Genomic DNA, 16805 nt, shown 5'->3' on the forward strand with positions numbered 1-16805 from the left:
GCGATGGATTGCTTCGCTTCGCTCGCAATGACGGAGCCTTGTGTTGCAGCCCTGAGAGTACCCGCTTGCCCTACGTCAATGCTTCGGCTATCATCGAACTATGAAAGCAGGCCCCGACATCGCCATGGTCGCCTCTCTCGTCGGCGATCCCGCGCGCTCCAACATGCTGACTGCGCTGATGACCGGTCGCGCGCTGACCGCGAGCGAGCTGGCGCACCAGGCCGGCATCACGCCGCAGACCGCGAGTTCGCATCTGGCGAAACTCGAGGCCGGCGGCCTGATCGAGCCGGAAAAACAGGGCCGTCACCGCTACTACCGCCTCACCGGCCCCGATGTCGCGCATGTGCTCGAAGGCCTTGCGGGTCTCGCGGAGCGCGCCGGCCACACCCGCGTGCGCACGGGACCGAAGGAGCCGGCGCTGCGGCGAGCGCGGATCTGCTACGACCATCTCGCCGGCGATCTCGGCGTGCAGATGCTCGACAGCCTGCGCAAGCAGCGGCTGGTCCGGCAAACCAAACAGGACATCGAGCTCACCGGCGAAGGCAAGCGCTTCATGGCGCAGGCGCTGCAAATCGACACCGAGGCGCTGGCGCATCCGCGCAGGCCGGTGTGCAAGGCCTGCCTCGACTGGAGCGAACGGCGGCATCACCTCGCCGGCACGCTGGGTGCAGCCGTGATGAACCGGTTCACCGAATTGAACTGGGCGGCGCGCGATCCCGCGCCGGGCAGCCGTGTCGTGAATTTTACACGCACCGGTGAAAAACGCTTCGCCGCACTGTTCGGGAACGAGCCGGCTTAAGCGCGCCTTGTGAACCAGTCCGGCGGGAACGTAGACCAAACGGTGCCTGCGTTTCCGACGAGACTTCCATGAATCGTTTCCTTAAAGCTATTGCCGCCGCGATGCTGTTCGCGTGCTACGCCCTGCCCGTCCGCGCAGAAGCTCCGCCCAAATTCGGCGACTACACGGTGAAGGTCTACACCGGCAAGCACACAAAACCGCGCCTCGACCACGAATTCTGGCGCGATCGCAGCGAAACCTATCGCGGGGCGATGGAAGACAAGAAGGTCAATGCCGGCGGGCGCTACATCGTCGTCATCCTGCCCTGCGGTTCGGAATGCCAGGCGCCGACATTCCTCGACGTCCGCACCGGGCGGATCACCCAGTTCTTCACCGTCTCCAACTGGGGCGAAGTATCAGATGATTTCGAGCCCGTGATCAGCCGGGCCGACAGCCGCCTCATCGTGTTCCGCGGCAAGCGCAACGAGCAAGGCATCAACGGCAATCACTATTACCTGATCGATGACCGCGGCCAGTTGAAGCATCTCTACACGACGGACACCGGCGGCGATTTCAGCGCCGTGCTGAAGGCGGAATGAGACAGGCCTGATCTCCGCAAAATGTGAAGCTGTGCGGCCTTTACGACGGCCGGTATCGGCATCAATACAGCTTCATCTTCAGATGGAGTTTGCGATGCGACGAATTCTTGCCGGCGTGCTCACCGTCGCCCTTTGCATCCAGCCTTTGCTGCCGGCCGGAGCCGCGGAAAGCGGGCAGCGCGAACCCTACGGCATCGGTCTCGAAGGTTTTGCCTATCCCTACCCCGTCCACATGCTGCCGCTCGTCAACGACGGCGAACAGTTACGGATGGCCTATATGGACGTAGCTCCCGCGCAGCCGAACGGGCGCACCGTGGTGCTGCTGCATGGCCGAAATTTTCCATCGAGCTATTGGGCGCCGGTCATCAAGACGCTGAACGATGCCGGCTATCGCGTGGTGGTGCCGGATCAGATCGGCTTCGGCAAATCCTCCAAGCCGCTAGCCGACCTGCATTTCGATACGCTGGCGCGCAACACGATCGCACTGCTCGATCATCTCGGAGTAGCCAAGGCCGACATCGTGGCGCATTCGCTCGGCGGCATGCTCGGCGTCCGGATCGCGCGCGCCTATCCCGACCGGATCGCCCATCTGGTGCTGACCGCCCCGATCGGCCTGGAGGATTATCGGCTCTACGTGCCGCCGACGCCAACCGAGAAGATTTTGGAGAACGAGGACAAGCTCACCGCCGACGGCTATCGCAAGCAGCTCGAGACCAACTACGCGCTAAAGCTGCCGCCCGAACAGGTCACACCCTTCATCGACGCGCGTTTCAACATCAAGGGCAGCGCCGAATATCCGCGCTGGCTGCGCGCCTTCGTCAGCTCGGCGCAAATGATCTACCGCGAGCCTGTCGCGCACGAGATACCGCTGATCACGCAGCCGACGCTGTTCGTGATGGGCGCCGACGATCACAACGCGCCGGGTAGGGCCAATGCGCCGGAGGCACTGCGCGCGAAAATGGGACAGAATGCCGAGCTGGCCAAAGCCGTCGCCGCCAGGATGGCGAACGGCCGGGCCGAGGTGGTGCCGAATGCCGGCCATCTTGTATTTCTGGAGGCGCCGGCCAGGTACAGCGAACTGGTGCTCGGATTTCTGGCTGTAGCCCCATGACAAATCACAACATTCATGTTCCATTCAGGTGTTCGTGACTAGGTTCCGAACCGTGCCGCCTTGCGGCCAAGAACGGGAGAAAACATTGAAGTACCTTTTCGCAGCAGTTTTGGCCCTGGGCACCGTTGCCAGCTTCAGCGCGGCGGAAGCCGCGGGCGGATGCGGCCCCGGCTGGCATCGCGGTCCCTATGGCGGTTGCCAGCCCAATCGCCGGGCCGTTGTGGTTCGTCCGGGCCCGGTCGTCGTGGTGCGGCCCGCAGCTCCGGTCGTGGTGGTGCGGCCCGGTCGCGGGTGCCCTTACGGCACCGTGTGGCGGTATGGACGCTGCCGCGCTTACTGACATTTCCAATTCATGACAAAAGCCCCGCTCGCGCGGGGCTTTTTTTTATTCCTTGTAAGCAATCCCTGACGGCGACTTACCAGTAGTAACGACGACGACGCCAGTAGCGGCGGCGCCAACGACGGCGGCGATGCCAGCCCCAATACCTGCGACGCCAACGGCGGCGGCGCCACCCCCAGTGCCGGCGACGCCAGCCCCAGCGTCGGCGGCCCCAGCCGCGATGACGGCCGCGGCCGCGGCCCCAGCGCACTTCTTCCGGCGTGAGGCGATCGACCTCCTCGCCCGACGTGACGGCGGGTTGAGCATCGGGATTGGCGGGCAGTTTGGCGTCGTCGGCGAGCGGCGCCGGCATCAGCGGCGCGGCCTGCGCGCTCGCTGCAAGCGCGATGCCGCCCGCGGCAAATCCAAAGGCGAGTTTCAGAAAGTGGCGGCGTTCCATCACATCTCCTCCTCCGTCTGCTGTGTGCGAGAAAGAGAGTTTCGAGGTGCCGAGATGAATGCGCGGTGAACTGCGCGTTCAGCTTTGCTGCGAACGAAGCCGATCCAGAATTATTTTCATAGCGCTGCTGGTCACAGCGGAACTTTTATTGCTATTGCGGCATTTCTGCATCGCGCGGGCGTGTGCCGGCCGCGCTGTCTGCATCTCAAGCCGCTACCAGCTCCTCGGCAAGCACCAGCACATCCCGCGTTCGCGTCACGTCCGGCCAGTCGCGGTTGAAATCGGCGATCAGGCGCTTCATCTCCGGCCCCTCGATCGCGCGGTCGAGCGCAGCCTTATCGGGGAATTGGTACATCGCCTGGTGCAGCGATGGTTCGGTGACGCTCCAGTAGCGCCATGCCTTCACGGCCCCGAACGATTTCATCGCATCCGGCAGATGCTCGCGCGAATACCAGGTATCGAAGGCCTGACGCTTGGCGGGGTCCGACACGGTGGCGCGGACGACGAAAAAGGCTGCGGGCATGTTTCTCTCCCAGGAATTGTTCTTGTAGCTTCTCGTAGGGTGGGCAAAGCGTAGCGTGCCCACCACGCATCAACAACGGTGCAAGACATGGTGGGCACGCTGCGCTTTGCCCACCCTACGCACCTACGCACCATTCAAACTGTCACATGCTCCGTGATATCAAGGCCGCGCGCAACGCGTTATCCGAGGTGCCACCCATGCCTGCCCGCCATCGCTCCGCCCTTCTTGCAGCCCTGTGCCTGTTGACGGCAGCCGTTCCCGCTCTTGCCGACGAGATCATGCTGCCGCGCGAGCCGCAGATCGGGCCGCGGCCGTTTTATCTGGTCGACAAGATGAAGGACGGGCCGCTGAAGCAACAGCTCAGCCAATGCACCGGGCCGTTTCGCAAGACCGACTTTTCCATCGGCCACCGCGGCGCGGCGCTGGAGTTTCCCGAGCACACGAAAGAGTCTTATGTGGCGGCCGCCCGGATGGGCGCCGGCATCATCGAATGCGACGTGACCTTTACCAAAGACCGCGAACTGGTCTGCCGCCATTCGCAATGCGACCTGCACACCACGACCAACATCCTGACGGTGCCGGAGCTTGCCGCAAAATGCTCGCAAGCGTTCAGCCCGGCCGACCCGGCAACCGGCAAGAAGGCGTCGGCGAAATGCTGCACCAGCGACATCACGCTCGCCGAATTCCGCACGTTGACCGCGAAGATGGACGGCTTCAACGCGGATGCGAAGACGCCGGAGGAATACCAGAACGGCACGCCGCGCTGGCGCACGGATCTTTACGCCAATTCGGGCACGCTGATGACGCATGACGAGAGCATCGCGCTGATCAAGAGCTTAGGCGCCAAATTCACGCCGGAGCTGAAGGCGCCCGAAGTGGCGATGCCGTTCGACGGCGACTACACCCAGGAGAAATATGCTTCGCAAATGCTGAACGCCTACAAGAAGGCCGGCATTCCCCCAAGCGACGTGTTTGCGCAAAGCTTCAATCTCGCCGACGTACTCTATTGGGTGAAGACCGAGCCGGCGTTCGGGGCGCAGGCGGTGTATCTTGAGGATCGCTACGAGAAGCAGGGTCTCGATCCCAATAAGCCCGAGACCTGGAAACCCTCGATGGCGGAATTGAAAGCGCAAGGCGTCGCGATCCTCGGACCGCCGATCTGGACCATGCTGACGCTGAACGACAGACGCGAAATCGTCCCGTCCGAATACGCCAAGGCCGCGAAGGCCGCAGGCCTCGACCTGATCGGCTGGTCGCTGGAGCGCGACGGCCCGCTGCACAAGGGCGGCGGCTTCTATCACAAATCGATCAGATCAGCGGTCGATCGCGACGGCGATACGCTGACGGTGCTGGACGTGCTCGCAAAACAGGTCGGCGTGCGCGGCATGTTCTCGGACTGGCCGGCGACGACGACGTTCTATGCGAGTTGTACGGGGATGAAGTGAAGAGGCTTCGTAGCTTCGTAGGGTGGGCAAAGGCGCATATGCGCCGTGCCCACCATCTCTGTGAGGCAGAAAAAGTGGTGGGCACGCTTCGCTTTGCCCACCCTACGCACCGCCGTTTTGTCGAACACCCTCGCCCGGCGACAACGCCAGATGCACCAGCTCCGACTGGCGCGTCGTTCTCGTTTTCCTGAAGATGCGATGCAGGTGCGTTCGCGCCGTCGCCGGAGCTATTCCGAGCCGGGCTGCGACATCCGGCATGTCTCCGCCTTTCAGCATTTCCTCGACCAGGCCGGCTTCCGCGCGCGTCAGGCCGAACTGCTGCTGCAACACCTGATGCCGCTGGCCCGCGGCGTCTTCGGGATCGCTGACGAAGACGATCGCCGCCTGCTCTTGCCGCGCGATCCATTCGACGCGATGCCGCAGCGGGATCACCGTTAACGACAGCGGCGCGCGATCCGCACCTCGCGAAATCGCGATCTCGTTGCGCCCGCCATTGTTGAAGGGATCGGCGATCGCCAGATGAAGCCGCGCGGTTTCCGACGGCTTCGTGCCGCACAGCACGCCGTCGACCATTTTCAGGCCGGCATTGAACGATTTCTTTGCCGCCTGGTTTGCGAACAGCACGCGCGCCCTAGAGTCGACCATCAGCATGCCGCGATCGAGGCTGTCGAGCGCACCGCGCGAATAGGCGCGATCGAGCTCCGCGGATTGCAGGCGGTGGGTGAGTTGCACCGCGCGTTTGAGGTGCGGCGCAAGCGCATCGTAGAGCTTGATCTGCTCCAGCCCGAACGCGTTCTTGCCGGGGACGACGAACTCGAAGCGCCATTGATCCTCGACGAGAAGCGTCGCCCCCATCACCGAAAGATAGTTCTGCGGCCGCGACCACTCGTTGTAGAATTGACTGGCGCGAAGGGTTTCCTGGCGAAGCACCATGCGGTCCGTCACCGCGGTGCCGACCGGCACGCGCGTCATCCGGTCCCAGAACAGGTTGAGCGGGTGATAATGCTGCCCGTAGCTTTGCAGGAACGAAGGATCGGTGCGCGGCGCGACCAGCCAGGGCACGGCCACCGGCGAGACCGCGCTCAGCGACGCATCCTGCGCGCCAAAGGCATCGGCGATGGTCTGAAGGACGACGGGCCACCGGCTGGTGTCGGTCGCGGCCTCATAGATCTTCTCGATGATGACGAGCAAATCGTCCTGGTTCATCAAGCCCCCGCCCCCGCGGTAAAATGGCAGAATTGAAACGACTTGCAGCACCGTAATCAAGACAGTGTAGCGCCGTGCCCAATAACTGCAACAGCCGGCCCTGCCGTACATCATTTGATGTAGCGACCGAACGCCGCGCAAAAGCCCGAACGGATGGCTTCTGCCCCATCCATCTTCTAGCCTTTCGCATCGGTCAATTTTGAGTGTAGGAGATTTTCGCAAAATGAAATTGTTCAGGAATAATGCGTTGGCATTCGCTCTCCTGTCCGGGCTTGCAGTCAGCTCGATAGGTCAAGCGCAAGCGGTGACATTTTTCGACAGCCTCACCAGCGGCACGCTCAATCCAAATCTTTCGATCACCACCACCCCGGGCTTCGGTGCCGCGCTGACCAGTAATGGAATTGTATTCACCCATGATAGCGGCACCAACCATGGGCGCGCCGATCTCCAGAGCAACTTTACGTTCTCCGGCAACTTCACGCTTTCGGTCTTCGACCTCTATCCGTCGATACTTGCTCCGGATGGTGAAGCCGGACTGGAAGTCCATAATCAGGCGAACAGTTTTTCCGACGTGTTTCATTTCGCCAGTTCCGGCGACGTTCACGTCAACAACTTTCTGAGCATCAACTCATTGACCTACACCCCTGGCGCAGGCGGCGGTACGTTTACGATCTCGGGCTTCACCAACCAGCAGCTCACGCTCGATGTGTTTCTGCTCGAGGAATATAGCGGCTCTAGCGCGAACACGATCACCTTTAGAGACCTGAGCCTGAATGCCGACAGTTTCAGTCGGAATTTTGTGACGGGCGCCGTGCCCGAGCCCTCGACCTGGGCCATGATGCTGCTCGGCTTCGCCGGCATTGGCTACGGCGTCTATCGCCGTAGGAAAGCCGCGCCGGCGGCCCTCGCCGCCTGATCGAGATGAATGCAAAAGGCCGCCCTCGGTCGCGCTGATTTCCCGAGCAACCGGCAAACTCTGGCGTTTACTCAAATCAGTTTAAGACTTTCATTGAGGAGAGACTGAAAATGCTTTCAATCAAGACCTGTGCCGCCGCTATTCTCTTCGCAGCGGTGGGAATGTGTTCTGCCTCGGCGGAGACTGTTAATTTAAATTATTCCCTCGACAACAGCTTTCTTACTTCATTTTACACTGCTGACCTTGGCTTTAGTCTACCCAGTGGTTTTACAAACGCGAAGCTCACCATTACCACGTTCAACGCTGACGATCGCGCCATCCTGCAGCTCAATGGCACCACAGTAGGCAACACCGGCATTTTTGGCCCGGGTCCCGGGTCTTTCGTTTTCACGGGCGGCGGCGCGAATGATCCGTTTCTATTCACGTCAGGGAATGGCCTGCCCCATGATGACGTGACAAGCGGCTTCCTCGTCGGTCAGAACACACTGTCCTTTATTATAAACGATACCGGCACAGGAATATCCGGCAACCTAACGTCATCAACCGGCCCGACCGGGATTCAGTTCGATGCCATCCTCACCTATTCCGTAACCTCGGCCGTCCCCGAACCCTCGACCTGGGCGATGATGCTGCTCGGCTTCGCCGGCGTTGGCTTCATGGCCTATCGCCGGAAGTCAAAGCCGGCATCGGTCGCCGCCTGATCAAGATCGTGGGGTCGAGCGCTGCCTTCGAAGTTGCGTTGAGATAGTTGCGCTCTCCAGCTTCGTAGGGTGGGCAAAGCGAAGCGTGCCCACCATTTCCAGGCAATATGCCGATGGGTGGTGGGCACGCTTCGCTTTGCCCACCCTACGGCACCGCGCGAGCGGGCGCGTCAACTCAGTTTCATGGGGCTATCGCCGACCACCCGAAGATCGATCCTGCCGATCAGATCGGAACGGAGCGCCTCGGCGGCGCTGATGGCGTCGCTCGTCTGCCGCAACGTACTGACATTCGATCCGAGCGACACGATGCCGCCCAGCACTGCGGCGATCGAGCCGAGGGCCGCGACCTGACTGGAGCCGAACAGGCCGAGCATCATGACGAGCAGCAATGCGCCGCCGCCGGCGATGGCCGCCTTGGAAACCAGAATGATCTTTCGGCATCGCTCCGAGACTACGGCAAGCTCCTGGAGCCGCTCCTCGATGAGTGAAATCTCGTCGGTCGGGTCGTCCTCAGCCATCGCATTCAAGATCGAGCACCAATGTATCAGGTTCACAGGGTGGGTTTCGCTTCGCTCTACCCACCCTACCCGCTGATCGCCTGTCGCGCTAGGCTGGCTCGAGGCCGAGCGCCTGGGCGCTCTCGATCCAGGTTGGCAATTCGCGCTGGTACAAGGCATTGCTCTCCTTGAAGCCGATCGCCGGATCCAGCACGAATGTAGAGAGAACTTCCTTCACCTTCGGATCGCTGTTGGCTGCCACGCAAAGTTCCGCCAGCCGATCGACGATCGGCTGCGGTGTCGCCTTCGGCACCGCCCATCCGGTGAAGCCGCTTACGGTGAAGAACTTCGATGTCGCGCCTTGTTCGGGCAGAGTCTTGATATCAGGGATCGCGGCGACCTTCCTCGAACTCACCGCGAACACAACGCCCTTATCGCCTTGCAGGACGGATTGCGCGGCCGTGTAGCTGCCCATCGCGGCATCGAGCGTGCCGTCCAGCAGCCCCGTCCACATCGGCGCTTCGCCCCGGTAGTGGATCGGTTCGATCTTGAGACCATACTGCTTGTTGAGTTCGTTGATCGTCATGTGCGGCACTGAGCCCGCGCTATAGGTGCCGAAATTCACCTGGCCCTTCTTGCGCGCGAACGCGACGAAATCGTCCAGCGTTTTGACGCCGGACGCCAGGCTCGCGACCAGCGGCAGCCCGGCGCCCGGGATGATACTGACGAGCGTCAGGTCTCTGTCCATGTCGTAGCCGGGGTTCTTCATCATGACCCTGTTCATCACATAGGTGGTCGAAATCGAGCACAGGATCGTGTGACCATCCGGCGCCGCGCGCGCGACTTCCGCCGCGCCGATCGAGCCGGAGGCGCCCGCCTTGTTTTCGATGACGACGGTCTGTCCCAGCTGCCTGGTGATGAAATCGCCGAAGGCGCGCGCGAGCAGGTCGGTCTGCCCGCCCGCCGGGTAGCTGCAGACCATACGTATATTCCGCGACGGCCACGCGGCTTGCGCCGAGGCCCCGCGCAACAGGAAAGGCGTCGCGGCGGCTGCCGTGCCGGCAGCGATGAAGTGACGGCGATTGATTTTCACTGACATGATTCTCTCCCTGAATTTTTCAGGGAGCGTAGCGCATCGTCCCGCTAGTGCCACGTGGGAATGCCGGGACAGATTGGCGCACTCAAAAATACGGGCTTTCCTGACATGACTCGCAGGCGTGCAGTGACGGTATCTGCAACTCGATTTTTCCGCACAAGAGAATATGGCGACGAGCGATTGCTCATCCTCCTGAAACGGGAGTTGTCGCAGCGCTTCCACCGCCTGGATGCACCTCAGCCCATAAGAACCCATAAGAAAACGGACTGGCCGGCAGCGACGACGTTTTATACGAGTTGAACGGGGACGAAGCGAGCGCAGGCCGGGCGACCCTGTTGTAGCTCGTTAGAGCGCTCGGGACGCGGGCCGCAGCATCGGTGTCATCACGGGAGAAGAGCCGCTTTGTATCTTGCCGGTAATCTTGAAGCCATGCCGTTCATAGAAGGAAATGTTACGCGGATTCGAGCTTTCGAGGTAGGCCGCGACGCCCTCCTCGTCGCATCGTCGAAGCGCGTGTTTCATCAGCAACGTGCCGAGCCCTTGCCCGATCCAGTTCGGATCGGCGGCAACAAGGGGTAGATACCAATGCGCCTCACGGGGATGATGTTCGGCCATGCCTTTCATGACGGCGCCAATGTCCGCGGCGATCTCCGGACGCAGGGACTGCTCCATCACTGCGCTCATTTCTACCTCGTCTGGCTCGATGCCTGGCGGCAGCCAAAGGGCGGCGGCGCGAGCCCCTTCAGTGATGTCGGCTGTGCGATGCTCGAAAGCCCGGCCGCCGATAGCATTGACGAACTGAGGCATCACTCTCAGGTATTCGGACGATTCAGGCCAAGCCCAACGCGCCATCGGGTCGGCCGCAAAGCCGAGCACAATGGTGCTGGTCGCGCTTGCCCGGATGCTCGCGCCCGCGGATTTGACTTCCGGCGCCGCCGCCATCGTGTCTTTCCCTCACCATTCGATTTTAGGCATCGTTAATGTAACCGCGCCGATGCCTTCTTCAAGAACCAGGCCGGCTCTTAATTTTTCGAACGCGTGAAGGGCACAAAGCGCACGAGAGCGACGGCGCGCGTCGTCGTCTTGCCAGCGGCGGTTTTTTCGACCACCGTGAGCTGCTGCGTGGTGTAAGCGGCCCCCACCGGCATGACGAGCCGGCCACCCACTTTGAGCTGCTCAATCAGCGGCGGCGGTACCTGCCCGAGTGCGGCGGTCACGACGATGGCGTCAAAAGGACCGCATTCGGGCCAGCCGACAAAGCCGTCGCCCAGCTTGACGCTCACATTGTCATACGCGAGGTCTTTGAGTGTTTTCGTGGCGGTCTCGGCCAATGCCGGGATAATCTCGATGGTGCAGACCTTCCGCGCCAGCTGCGCAAGGATGGCGGCCTGATAGCCCGAACCCGTGCCGATTTCGAGCACGACATGATCGGGCGCGACCTCGGCCAGCTCTGTCATCAGGGCCACGATGAACGGCTGCGATATGGTCTGGCCGTGGCCGATCGAAACCGGCCTGTCCGCGTATGCGATGGAGCAAGTCCGCTCAGGGGTGAACAGATGGCGTTTGGTCCGCCCCATGGCCTCAAGAACTCGCTCCGAGAGGCCCTGCGGTCTCACAGCACTGTCGGACCGGGCGTAGGCGCGGATGGTTTCGACCATGGCGGCGCGCTCGGCGGCGCATTCCTCCTGTGCGGTCGCCTCCCGCGCGAGGGCAACCATGGACAGCACGATTGGCAGCAAGATCCTCATGATCATGCGCTCGGCCATTGCCTTGCCCAACTTCCAGGTGCCGGCTTGTCCCCTCTCCCGGCAAGAAAGTGGACACAGCCTTCGGGGACGGCGGCGTCTATGAAAACGACTACTGTTGTCGGGACTGCAACTGCACCGGCGCCGGCGCCGGCACGCGCGCTTGCGCCCTGGCTTGCGTCGGCGGAGGCGTCGACACAGGCTTACGCGCAGGCTTGGCAACCGGCAGCGGCGGATTAGCTGATGTCGCCACTGATGTCTTCCGCAGGTTCTGCTCGGAGGCGCTGGAGATCGCGCGCGCCATTTGTTCCTGGCTTGCCTTGAGCTGTTCGGCGGTCCTGGCATTTTCGCGCGCCAATTCTTCCTGGCTGGCCTTGAGCTGCCCGATCTCCTGCTGCACGCTTGCGAGATCGCGCGCCATCGTTTGGAGCGACTGTGTCACCTCAGGTGGGATCGGGGCGGGCGCCGCGTCTTGCGGCACGGCCTGAGCCGAAGGCGATAATTGCGAAATGGCTGCGTCCGCCGCAGCCACCTGAACAGCGGGCAGGCTCTGCTGGGCGGCGAGCTTCGGTGTTGCCGACGGCAACGACGAAACCAGTTGCGGCGTCCACCGGGAGATCATCAGCCGGGCCGTCTCGCCATAGGATTGCGAAGCGAATGCAGCAATACAAATGCAGGCAGTCAGCAGCAGGCCGATGAAGCCGCGCAGCGCCGGCCTGCCACGCGACGGCCGGTGAAGCTTGTGCACGGCCTTCTTCCGTGCGGAATCGTCCTCCATCCTGGAAATCTGTTCATTGACGCGCGCCAGCTGTTCATCGGCGCGGGCGATCTGTTCGTAAGCGTGCGCGAGCCGTTCATCGGCGCGCGCGACCAGCTCGATGTCTTGCGTGGACAGTCCCGGACCAACCTCGCGTGGATCGGTTTGCTTAGTGTTAACAGAGGAATCCATGGGGCGCCTCCTGCCAGTTTGCCGTCAACTGAACGGGCGATCGTCGGATTGTAGACACTCCCTACCGCTGTTTTGACCAAAGCAAGGCTGGAGGATGGAAAGTATAGGGCTGATTTTGGGCAATGCGGACTGTTGCGTCCGCACGCGGCTTTGACGGTAGGCTTCCTGAAGTCGCGGCGCAGCGCTCTGCTTCCGACAGCTGGAAGCGAATTGCCCTGGTCCCAACGACGGCTCAGTTCGCCTTGCGGCCCAGGAAGGCCGGAATATCGAGAACCTTTTCCTCGGCCGGATTGCGTGCAGGAGCCGCGCGGCCGAACGGATCGAGGCGCTGCGGCGCCGCCGGCCGCGCCTGCTCCGCGATCGGCCTTGCCGGTCGCACTTCAGGGTGGCGGGCCGCCGGAATGAGCGACGGCGGGCTCGCGTATTGCGGCGGCGGCACACTACGGTCGGCGATGCGGCGCCTGTCGTTGCTCAGCCGGCCGGCGAGATCCGCGAGTGAGTTTTCTGCCGGCTGCGTCGAACGCGCTTCGGCGAGATTATCGATGCCGGTCGCCACGACCGAGACGCGGACGACGCCTTCGAGGCTTGCATCGAAGGTCGCGCCGACGATGATGTTGGCGTCCGGATCGGCCTCGTCGCGGATGCGGGTCGCAGCTTCGTCAACCTCGAACAGCGTCAGATCCCTGCCGCCGGTGATGGAGACGATCAGGCCACTGGCGCGCTTGATCGAGGGATCCTCGATCAATGGATTGGAAATTGCGGCAATAGCGGCGTTGAGCACGCGCTTCGGGCCGGAGGCCTCGCCCCTGCCCATCATGGCCTTGCCCTTCTCGCGCATGACCGAGAGAACGTCGGCAAAATCGAGATTGATCAGACCTTCCTTGACGATGAGGTCGCTGATGCAGGCCACACCCGAATAGAGCACCTGATCGGCCATGGCGAAGGCATCGGCGAAGGTGGTCTTCTCGTTGGCGACCCGGAACAGGTTCTGGTTCGGGATGATCAGCAGGGTGTCGACCGCCTTCAGGAGTTCCGCGATGCCGGTTTCGGCATAACGCATGCGGCGCTGGCCCTCGAACTGGAATGGTTTGGTGACGACGCCGATGGTGAGAATGCCGAGTTCACGCGCGGTTCTGGCGATGATAGGCGCGGCCCCGGTGCCGGTACCGCCGCCCATGCCGGCCGTGATGAACACCATGTGTGCGCCGGTCAGATGATCGCGGATTTCATCGATGGCCTCTTCGGCCGCGGCGCGTCCGACGTCGGGCTGCGCGCCGGCGCCAAGGCCGCCGGTCACCTTCGTGCCCATCTGAATGACGCGCCTGGCCTTCGAACTGGTGAGCGCCTGTGCGTCGGTATTGGCGACGATGAAGTCGACGCCTTCGAGCCCGGCCTCGATCATGTTGTTGACGGCATTACCGCCGGCGCCGCCGACCCCGAACACGATGATGCGTGCCCTCAGTTCGTGAATATCGGTGACGTCCATTCTTGCCCCACGGTTGCTCCGCCAAGCCGCGGAATGAAAAGATTGTTACCCACTCGCCGCCTTGCGGTCTGATTCCACCAGGCTCGCAGCCAGATGCCCCACCCGGCGCGCAGAATGTCCGTGATTCTCGTTCGAACCGCCAGTTCGGACAGCGGTCCGAAGAACTGCCACCTCCCCCTCGAGCCGCGCCGCCGCTTCCCTGGCGGCCGTGGACTCGGCTCTCGCCTGCAGCAGCTCGGCCATCAGGCGATCGGCGCGCCCGCGTTCATGCTCGAAATCCGCGCGGTGACCGGCTGCCCTCGCTTCGAGCTGCGCGATCTCCGTCTCCAAAACCGCCACCTTTGCCGCCCACTGAGCGACGTCATCTGCCTGGCGACGGCCCAGTGGCTGCGGCGTATGCCTTATTTCAGCGAGATCAACGCTCACCAGGGCCTTGCCATCGTCCGACAGCGAGCGCGGCAACCGGAGCCGCCTGGCAAGCGAACGGGCGGCCACTGGCGAGATGTTCAGGCGGGCGCCGAGGGCGCCATAGGTCAGAATCTCAACGGACATCGGCTGTTCTCCTCGAACGAACCGGCGGTAAATCCGCTAGTGATGACTGGCAATGACTACAGGCTAGGTCGCTATGGTTAATAGATGGTTAACGGAACGAGCGGTGAGCAGCCCATTTGAGGTACCGCGGCTGCCCCGCTCTGCCGCGGCCCGGTTTGTCGGGGTTGGGAGCGTCGAAAGCTGGCGCGGGATCCACCGGTCGCGGTATATTTGGTGCGATGCCCATGGATGACGAACAGCTCGCTGACCTGCACAGATTTCTTGCCGAGTACCATCGCAGGCTCGCCAAGGACGCGGTGCTCGACGTCGTGCAGCAATATCACTCCGATCTCGCGCAGCGGCTCGCGGATGAGGCCGCGCTGATCCCAAGGCGAACCGCGATCGCGCAGCGCCTGCGCGAGGGCGAGCAGCGCCTAAGGGACGAAGAGGAGTGACAAGGCAGCGGCGACGGTCGCAGCCTCGTAGGGTGGGTTAGCGGAGCGTAACCCACCGCCGCACCAACCGCGTATCGACACGTTGGTGGGTTACGGCTTCGCCCAACCCACCCTACGAAGCTGACCGTTTCGTGAAGGCCAGAGCAAGGCTATCATCGCGCGGCATCACCACGCGATGGGGGCACATGATCCGAGGAAGGCCGTCATGAACCAGCCGCAGCCAGTCAAGGACGCCAGTCAGCTTTACGAAGTCGAGCGCCGTGCCGAGCACGCCGCGCGCCCCGGCTTTCGCATTACGGAGTTGCAGCTCTCTGCGACCCAGAAGGTGCCGTGGCACACCCACACCAATGTGTCAGATACGTTTTACGTTCTGGAAGGCCACATGCGGCTGTTCCTGCAGCAGCCGAAAGAGGAAGTGAATCTGAAGCCCGGCGAAGTCTATGTCGTCAAACCGACGCGCCCGCATCTGGTGACCAACGGCGGCACGACGTCGCTCATCTTCCTGGTTCTGCAAGGCGTCGGCGAATACGATTTTGTTCCGCTGGTGTCGCGTTAGGCCGAGCTTTCGTGATGTTGAGGAATGCTCGGCGCGATCTGCGGAAGCATGCGCCTGTACGGGCACGCTAGACCATAAGCTTTCCTGTTGTTCCGCGAAGGAACGCGGAACCCCTGCAGCGCGAGCACGGCGGACCCGCCGTCGTGGCAATGAGACCGTCACACTTTCCACAAACAACCGCGTGAAAATCCAGGGGAACAAGGGGGAATGTTGGGTCGTTCTGCTGCAAGCGTCATCCAAACCAGAGGAGACAGCGATGGCAACCAAAGTAAAACCCGTTCCTGAAGGATATCACACCCTCACGCCTTATCTCGTCGTCGACGGCGCGGAAAGGATCATCCAGTTCATGAAGAGCGCATTCGGCGCACAATTCGTGTTTGAGCCGATGATGCGGCCCGACGGCAAGATCATGCACGCGGAGCTCAAGATCGGCGATTCCGTCGTGATGATTTCCGATTCTTCCGAGCGCGCAAAGGCCACCTCGGCCATGCTGCACCTCTACGTGCCCAATGTGGATGCGGTTTACCAGATGGCGCTGAAGGCCGGCGGCACGTCGGTGATGGAGCCTTCGGACATGTTCTATGGCGACCGCAGCGGCGGCGTGACGGACCCGGCCGGCAATCACTGGCACATCGGCACCCACGTCGAGGACGTTTCGCCTGCCGAGCTCAAGAAGCGCGCGACGGAATTCATGAAGCAGCAAAACAAGGCGGCCTAGCGCCCCTCGCTGTAGAATGATGCGGGGCGGATTAGCTTCGTAGGGTGGGTTAGCATAGCGTAACCCACCGCTGCACGAACCGCGCATCGACACGTTGGTGGGTTACGCCTTCGGCTAAATTAGGCGGAAGCCGTAGCCCACCGTTCGACAGCTCCAACACACACACTAGGGCGGACTACGCTTCGCTAATCCGGCCTAGTGCTTGATTGCCTTTCGCATCACACTTTCAATATAGGCGGATTTGGCGTCGGTATAAGCCTCGCGATCCGTCTGGTATTCGGTTGCAAGTCGCCTCTTGAGCTGCTCGTAAATCCCAGCTTCCTCTGGATGAATGCGCAAATAGTCTCTGAACGCCAACCGCTGCCACATCTCTCCATGCACCTCCGTCACATGCACATGGTGGGAGCGCTTCGATCCAAAAGGTGGCATGCCTTTAACGAAGAACATTCGATCCTTCTTCGGATTGTCGGCCCAGTAGATATAATCAAGATTTCGAAGGGCTTCGACAAAGGTAGCCTGCGCGTCTGCCAGTGATCGGACCGCAATCAGAATATCTATGATAGGCTTGGCGGATAAGCCGGGAACGGCCGTACTTCCGAAATGCTCAAGTCCCAATACGAAGGACGAATCGAGTGTCGCGCGCAACCGTTTGGCCTCTTGGTCGAACAATGACGGCCAGCGCGGATCGTAGTTGACAATCTCAACCTCATCCAT

Annotated in this window: 21 protein-coding genes; 10 read left to right on the forward strand and 11 right to left on the reverse strand. The window is 62.0% G+C overall.

Annotation, left to right across the window (positions count from 1 at the left end; all coding sequences use genetic code 11):
* Positions 1 to 100 precede the first annotated feature (100 nt).
* The 4 genes from IVB05_RS28330 to IVB05_RS28345 all read left to right on the forward strand — a co-directional run bounded on the left by IVB05_RS28330 (position 101) and on the right by IVB05_RS28345 (position 2828).
* On the forward strand, positions 101 to 799 hold the full coding sequence (locus IVB05_RS28330; RefSeq protein ID WP_247779231.1) for a winged helix-turn-helix domain-containing protein: 699 nt from the start codon (positions 101 to 103) through the stop codon (positions 797 to 799).
* 68 nt (positions 800 to 867) lie between these two features.
* Positions 868 to 1377: a hypothetical protein gene (locus tag IVB05_RS28335; protein WP_247779232.1), complete on the forward strand. Its 510-nt coding sequence runs from the start codon at positions 868 to 870 to the stop codon at positions 1375 to 1377.
* 94 nt (positions 1378 to 1471) lie between these two features.
* Complete coding sequence (locus IVB05_RS28340; RefSeq protein WP_247779233.1) at positions 1472 to 2488, forward strand: alpha/beta hydrolase; 1017 nt, start codon at positions 1472 to 1474, stop codon at positions 2486 to 2488.
* Between the two features lie 85 nt (positions 2489 to 2573).
* On the forward strand, positions 2574 to 2828 hold the full coding sequence (locus tag IVB05_RS28345) for a hypothetical protein (RefSeq protein ID WP_108518213.1): 255 nt from the start codon (positions 2574 to 2576) through the stop codon (positions 2826 to 2828).
* Positions 2829 to 2904: 76 nt separating this feature from the next.
* Here the strand turns inward: IVB05_RS28345 and IVB05_RS28350 are convergent, their stop codons facing one another.
* Together IVB05_RS28350 and IVB05_RS28355 are read right to left on the reverse strand one after the other, a co-directional pair.
* Positions 2905 to 3267, reverse strand: a complete 363-nt coding sequence (locus IVB05_RS28350; protein WP_247779234.1) for a twin-arginine translocation signal domain-containing protein — start codon at positions 3265 to 3267, stop codon at positions 2905 to 2907.
* A gap of 205 nt (positions 3268 to 3472) precedes the next feature.
* Positions 3473 to 3790, reverse strand: a complete 318-nt coding sequence (locus IVB05_RS28355) for a hypothetical protein (RefSeq protein ID WP_247779235.1) — start codon at positions 3788 to 3790, stop codon at positions 3473 to 3475.
* A gap of 197 nt (positions 3791 to 3987) precedes the next feature.
* Between IVB05_RS28355 and IVB05_RS28360 the strand changes: the two genes are divergently transcribed.
* On the forward strand, positions 3988 to 5235 hold the full coding sequence (locus tag IVB05_RS28360) for a glycerophosphodiester phosphodiesterase family protein (RefSeq protein ID WP_247779236.1): 1248 nt from the start codon (positions 3988 to 3990) through the stop codon (positions 5233 to 5235).
* A gap of 102 nt (positions 5236 to 5337) precedes the next feature.
* On the opposite strand, the gene IVB05_RS28365 is transcribed toward IVB05_RS28360, so the two are convergent.
* A complete protein-coding gene (locus IVB05_RS28365; RefSeq protein WP_247779237.1) occupies positions 5338 to 6441 on the reverse strand; it encodes a helix-turn-helix transcriptional regulator in 1104 nt (367 codons plus the stop codon).
* Between the two features lie 223 nt (positions 6442 to 6664).
* Here IVB05_RS28365 and IVB05_RS28370 point away from each other — a divergent pair, with 223 nt between their 5' ends.
* Both IVB05_RS28370 and IVB05_RS28375 read left to right on the forward strand, forming a co-directional pair.
* A complete protein-coding gene (locus tag IVB05_RS28370) occupies positions 6665 to 7357 on the forward strand; it encodes a PEPxxWA-CTERM sorting domain-containing protein (RefSeq protein ID WP_247779238.1) in 693 nt (230 codons plus the stop codon).
* Between the two features lie 110 nt (positions 7358 to 7467).
* On the forward strand, positions 7468 to 8058 hold the full coding sequence (locus IVB05_RS28375; RefSeq protein ID WP_247779239.1) for a PEPxxWA-CTERM sorting domain-containing protein: 591 nt from the start codon (positions 7468 to 7470) through the stop codon (positions 8056 to 8058).
* A gap of 170 nt (positions 8059 to 8228) precedes the next feature.
* Here IVB05_RS28375 and IVB05_RS28380 read toward each other — a convergent pair whose 3' ends face one another.
* The 7 genes from IVB05_RS28380 to IVB05_RS28410 form a co-directional block, all read right to left on the reverse strand.
* Positions 8229 to 8576 carry a hypothetical protein gene (locus IVB05_RS28380; RefSeq protein ID WP_247779240.1) on the reverse strand — a complete coding sequence of 116 codons (348 nt, stop codon included), beginning with the start codon at positions 8574 to 8576 and terminating at the stop codon, positions 8229 to 8231.
* 88 nt (positions 8577 to 8664) lie between these two features.
* Complete coding sequence (locus IVB05_RS28385; protein WP_247779241.1) at positions 8665 to 9654, reverse strand: tripartite tricarboxylate transporter substrate binding protein; 990 nt, start codon at positions 9652 to 9654, stop codon at positions 8665 to 8667.
* 342 nt (positions 9655 to 9996) lie between these two features.
* Entirely contained in the window at positions 9997 to 10593 is a 597-nt protein-coding gene (locus tag IVB05_RS28390) for a GNAT family N-acetyltransferase (RefSeq protein ID WP_247779242.1), read from the reverse strand.
* Between the two features lie 80 nt (positions 10594 to 10673).
* Complete coding sequence (locus IVB05_RS28395; protein ID WP_247779243.1) at positions 10674 to 11417, reverse strand: protein-L-isoaspartate(D-aspartate) O-methyltransferase; 744 nt, start codon at positions 11415 to 11417, stop codon at positions 10674 to 10676.
* A gap of 91 nt (positions 11418 to 11508) precedes the next feature.
* Positions 11509 to 12345 (reverse strand): hypothetical protein, encoded by an 837-nt coding sequence (locus IVB05_RS28400; RefSeq protein ID WP_247779244.1) that lies wholly within the window; start codon positions 12343 to 12345, stop codon positions 11509 to 11511.
* 232 nt (positions 12346 to 12577) lie between these two features.
* Entirely contained in the window at positions 12578 to 13831 is a 1254-nt protein-coding gene (gene ftsZ / locus IVB05_RS28405; protein ID WP_247779245.1) for a cell division protein FtsZ, read from the reverse strand.
* 45 nt (positions 13832 to 13876) lie between these two features.
* Positions 13877 to 14383, reverse strand: coding sequence for a hypothetical protein (locus tag IVB05_RS28410; protein ID WP_247779246.1), 507 nt, complete (start codon positions 14381 to 14383; stop codon positions 13877 to 13879).
* Between the two features lie 224 nt (positions 14384 to 14607).
* On the opposite strand from IVB05_RS28410, the gene IVB05_RS28415 reads away from it, so the two are divergent.
* From IVB05_RS28415 to IVB05_RS28425, 3 genes are all read left to right on the forward strand, one after another.
* The gene (locus tag IVB05_RS28415) at positions 14608 to 14817 is read left to right on the forward strand and encodes a hypothetical protein (RefSeq protein ID WP_247779247.1); all 210 of its coding nucleotides are present in this window, start codon (positions 14608 to 14610) and stop codon (positions 14815 to 14817) included.
* A gap of 205 nt (positions 14818 to 15022) precedes the next feature.
* Positions 15023 to 15373: a cupin domain-containing protein gene (locus tag IVB05_RS28420; RefSeq protein ID WP_247779248.1), complete on the forward strand. Its 351-nt coding sequence runs from the start codon at positions 15023 to 15025 to the stop codon at positions 15371 to 15373.
* 256 nt (positions 15374 to 15629) lie between these two features.
* Entirely contained in the window at positions 15630 to 16091 is a 462-nt protein-coding gene (locus IVB05_RS28425; protein ID WP_247779249.1) for a VOC family protein, read from the forward strand.
* Positions 16092 to 16286: 195 nt separating this feature from the next.
* On the opposite strand, the gene IVB05_RS28430 is transcribed toward IVB05_RS28425, so the two are convergent.
* Positions 16287 to 16805 carry a GrpB family protein gene (locus tag IVB05_RS28430; RefSeq protein WP_247779250.1) on the reverse strand — a complete coding sequence of 173 codons (519 nt, stop codon included), beginning with the start codon at positions 16803 to 16805 and terminating at the stop codon, positions 16287 to 16289.

This window comes from Bradyrhizobium sp. 170 (assembly GCF_023101085.1).
Classification (GTDB): Bacteria; Pseudomonadota; Alphaproteobacteria; order Rhizobiales; family Xanthobacteraceae; genus Bradyrhizobium.

Excerpts from the sequence above, each read along its gene's own strand:
- IVB05_RS28355 (WP_247779235.1), bottom strand. The coding sequence starts at position 3,790 with ATGCCCGCAGCCTTTTTCGTCGTCCGCGCCACCGTGTCGGACCCCGCC.
- IVB05_RS28360 (WP_247779236.1), top strand. The coding sequence starts at position 3,988 with ATGCCTGCCCGCCATCGCTCCGCCCTTCTTGCAGCCCTGTGCCTGTTG.
- IVB05_RS28390 (WP_247779242.1), bottom strand. The coding sequence starts at position 10,593 with ATGGCGGCGGCGCCGGAAGTCAAATCCGCGGGCGCGAGCATCCGGGCA.
- IVB05_RS28350 (WP_247779234.1), bottom strand. The coding sequence starts at position 3,267 with ATGGAACGCCGCCACTTTCTGAAACTCGCCTTTGGATTTGCCGCGGGC.
- IVB05_RS28430 (WP_247779250.1), bottom strand. The coding sequence starts at position 16,805 with ATGGATGAGGTTGAGATTGTCAACTACGATCCGCGCTGGCCGTCATTG.
- IVB05_RS28385 (WP_247779241.1), bottom strand. The coding sequence starts at position 9,654 with ATGTCAGTGAAAATCAATCGCCGTCACTTCATCGCTGCCGGCACGGCA.
- IVB05_RS28395 (WP_247779243.1), bottom strand. The coding sequence starts at position 11,417 with ATGGCCGAGCGCATGATCATGAGGATCTTGCTGCCAATCGTGCTGTCC.
- IVB05_RS28330 (WP_247779231.1), top strand. The coding sequence starts at position 101 with ATGAAAGCAGGCCCCGACATCGCCATGGTCGCCTCTCTCGTCGGCGAT.
- IVB05_RS28365 (WP_247779237.1), bottom strand. The coding sequence starts at position 6,441 with ATGAACCAGGACGATTTGCTCGTCATCATCGAGAAGATCTATGAGGCC.
- IVB05_RS28420 (WP_247779248.1), top strand. The coding sequence starts at position 15,023 with ATGAACCAGCCGCAGCCAGTCAAGGACGCCAGTCAGCTTTACGAAGTC.
- IVB05_RS28335 (WP_247779232.1), top strand. The coding sequence starts at position 868 with ATGAATCGTTTCCTTAAAGCTATTGCCGCCGCGATGCTGTTCGCGTGC.
- IVB05_RS28370 (WP_247779238.1), top strand. The coding sequence starts at position 6,665 with ATGAAATTGTTCAGGAATAATGCGTTGGCATTCGCTCTCCTGTCCGGG.
- IVB05_RS28340 (WP_247779233.1), top strand. The coding sequence starts at position 1,472 with ATGCGACGAATTCTTGCCGGCGTGCTCACCGTCGCCCTTTGCATCCAG.
- IVB05_RS28415 (WP_247779247.1), top strand. The coding sequence starts at position 14,608 with ATGGATGACGAACAGCTCGCTGACCTGCACAGATTTCTTGCCGAGTAC.
- IVB05_RS28380 (WP_247779240.1), bottom strand. The coding sequence starts at position 8,576 with ATGGCTGAGGACGACCCGACCGACGAGATTTCACTCATCGAGGAGCGG.
- IVB05_RS28375 (WP_247779239.1), top strand. The coding sequence starts at position 7,468 with ATGCTTTCAATCAAGACCTGTGCCGCCGCTATTCTCTTCGCAGCGGTG.
- ftsZ (WP_247779245.1), bottom strand. The coding sequence starts at position 13,831 with ATGGACGTCACCGATATTCACGAACTGAGGGCACGCATCATCGTGTTC.
- IVB05_RS28410 (WP_247779246.1), bottom strand. The coding sequence starts at position 14,383 with ATGTCCGTTGAGATTCTGACCTATGGCGCCCTCGGCGCCCGCCTGAAC.
- IVB05_RS28425 (WP_247779249.1), top strand. The coding sequence starts at position 15,630 with ATGGCAACCAAAGTAAAACCCGTTCCTGAAGGATATCACACCCTCACG.
- IVB05_RS28400 (WP_247779244.1), bottom strand. The coding sequence starts at position 12,345 with ATGGATTCCTCTGTTAACACTAAGCAAACCGATCCACGCGAGGTTGGT.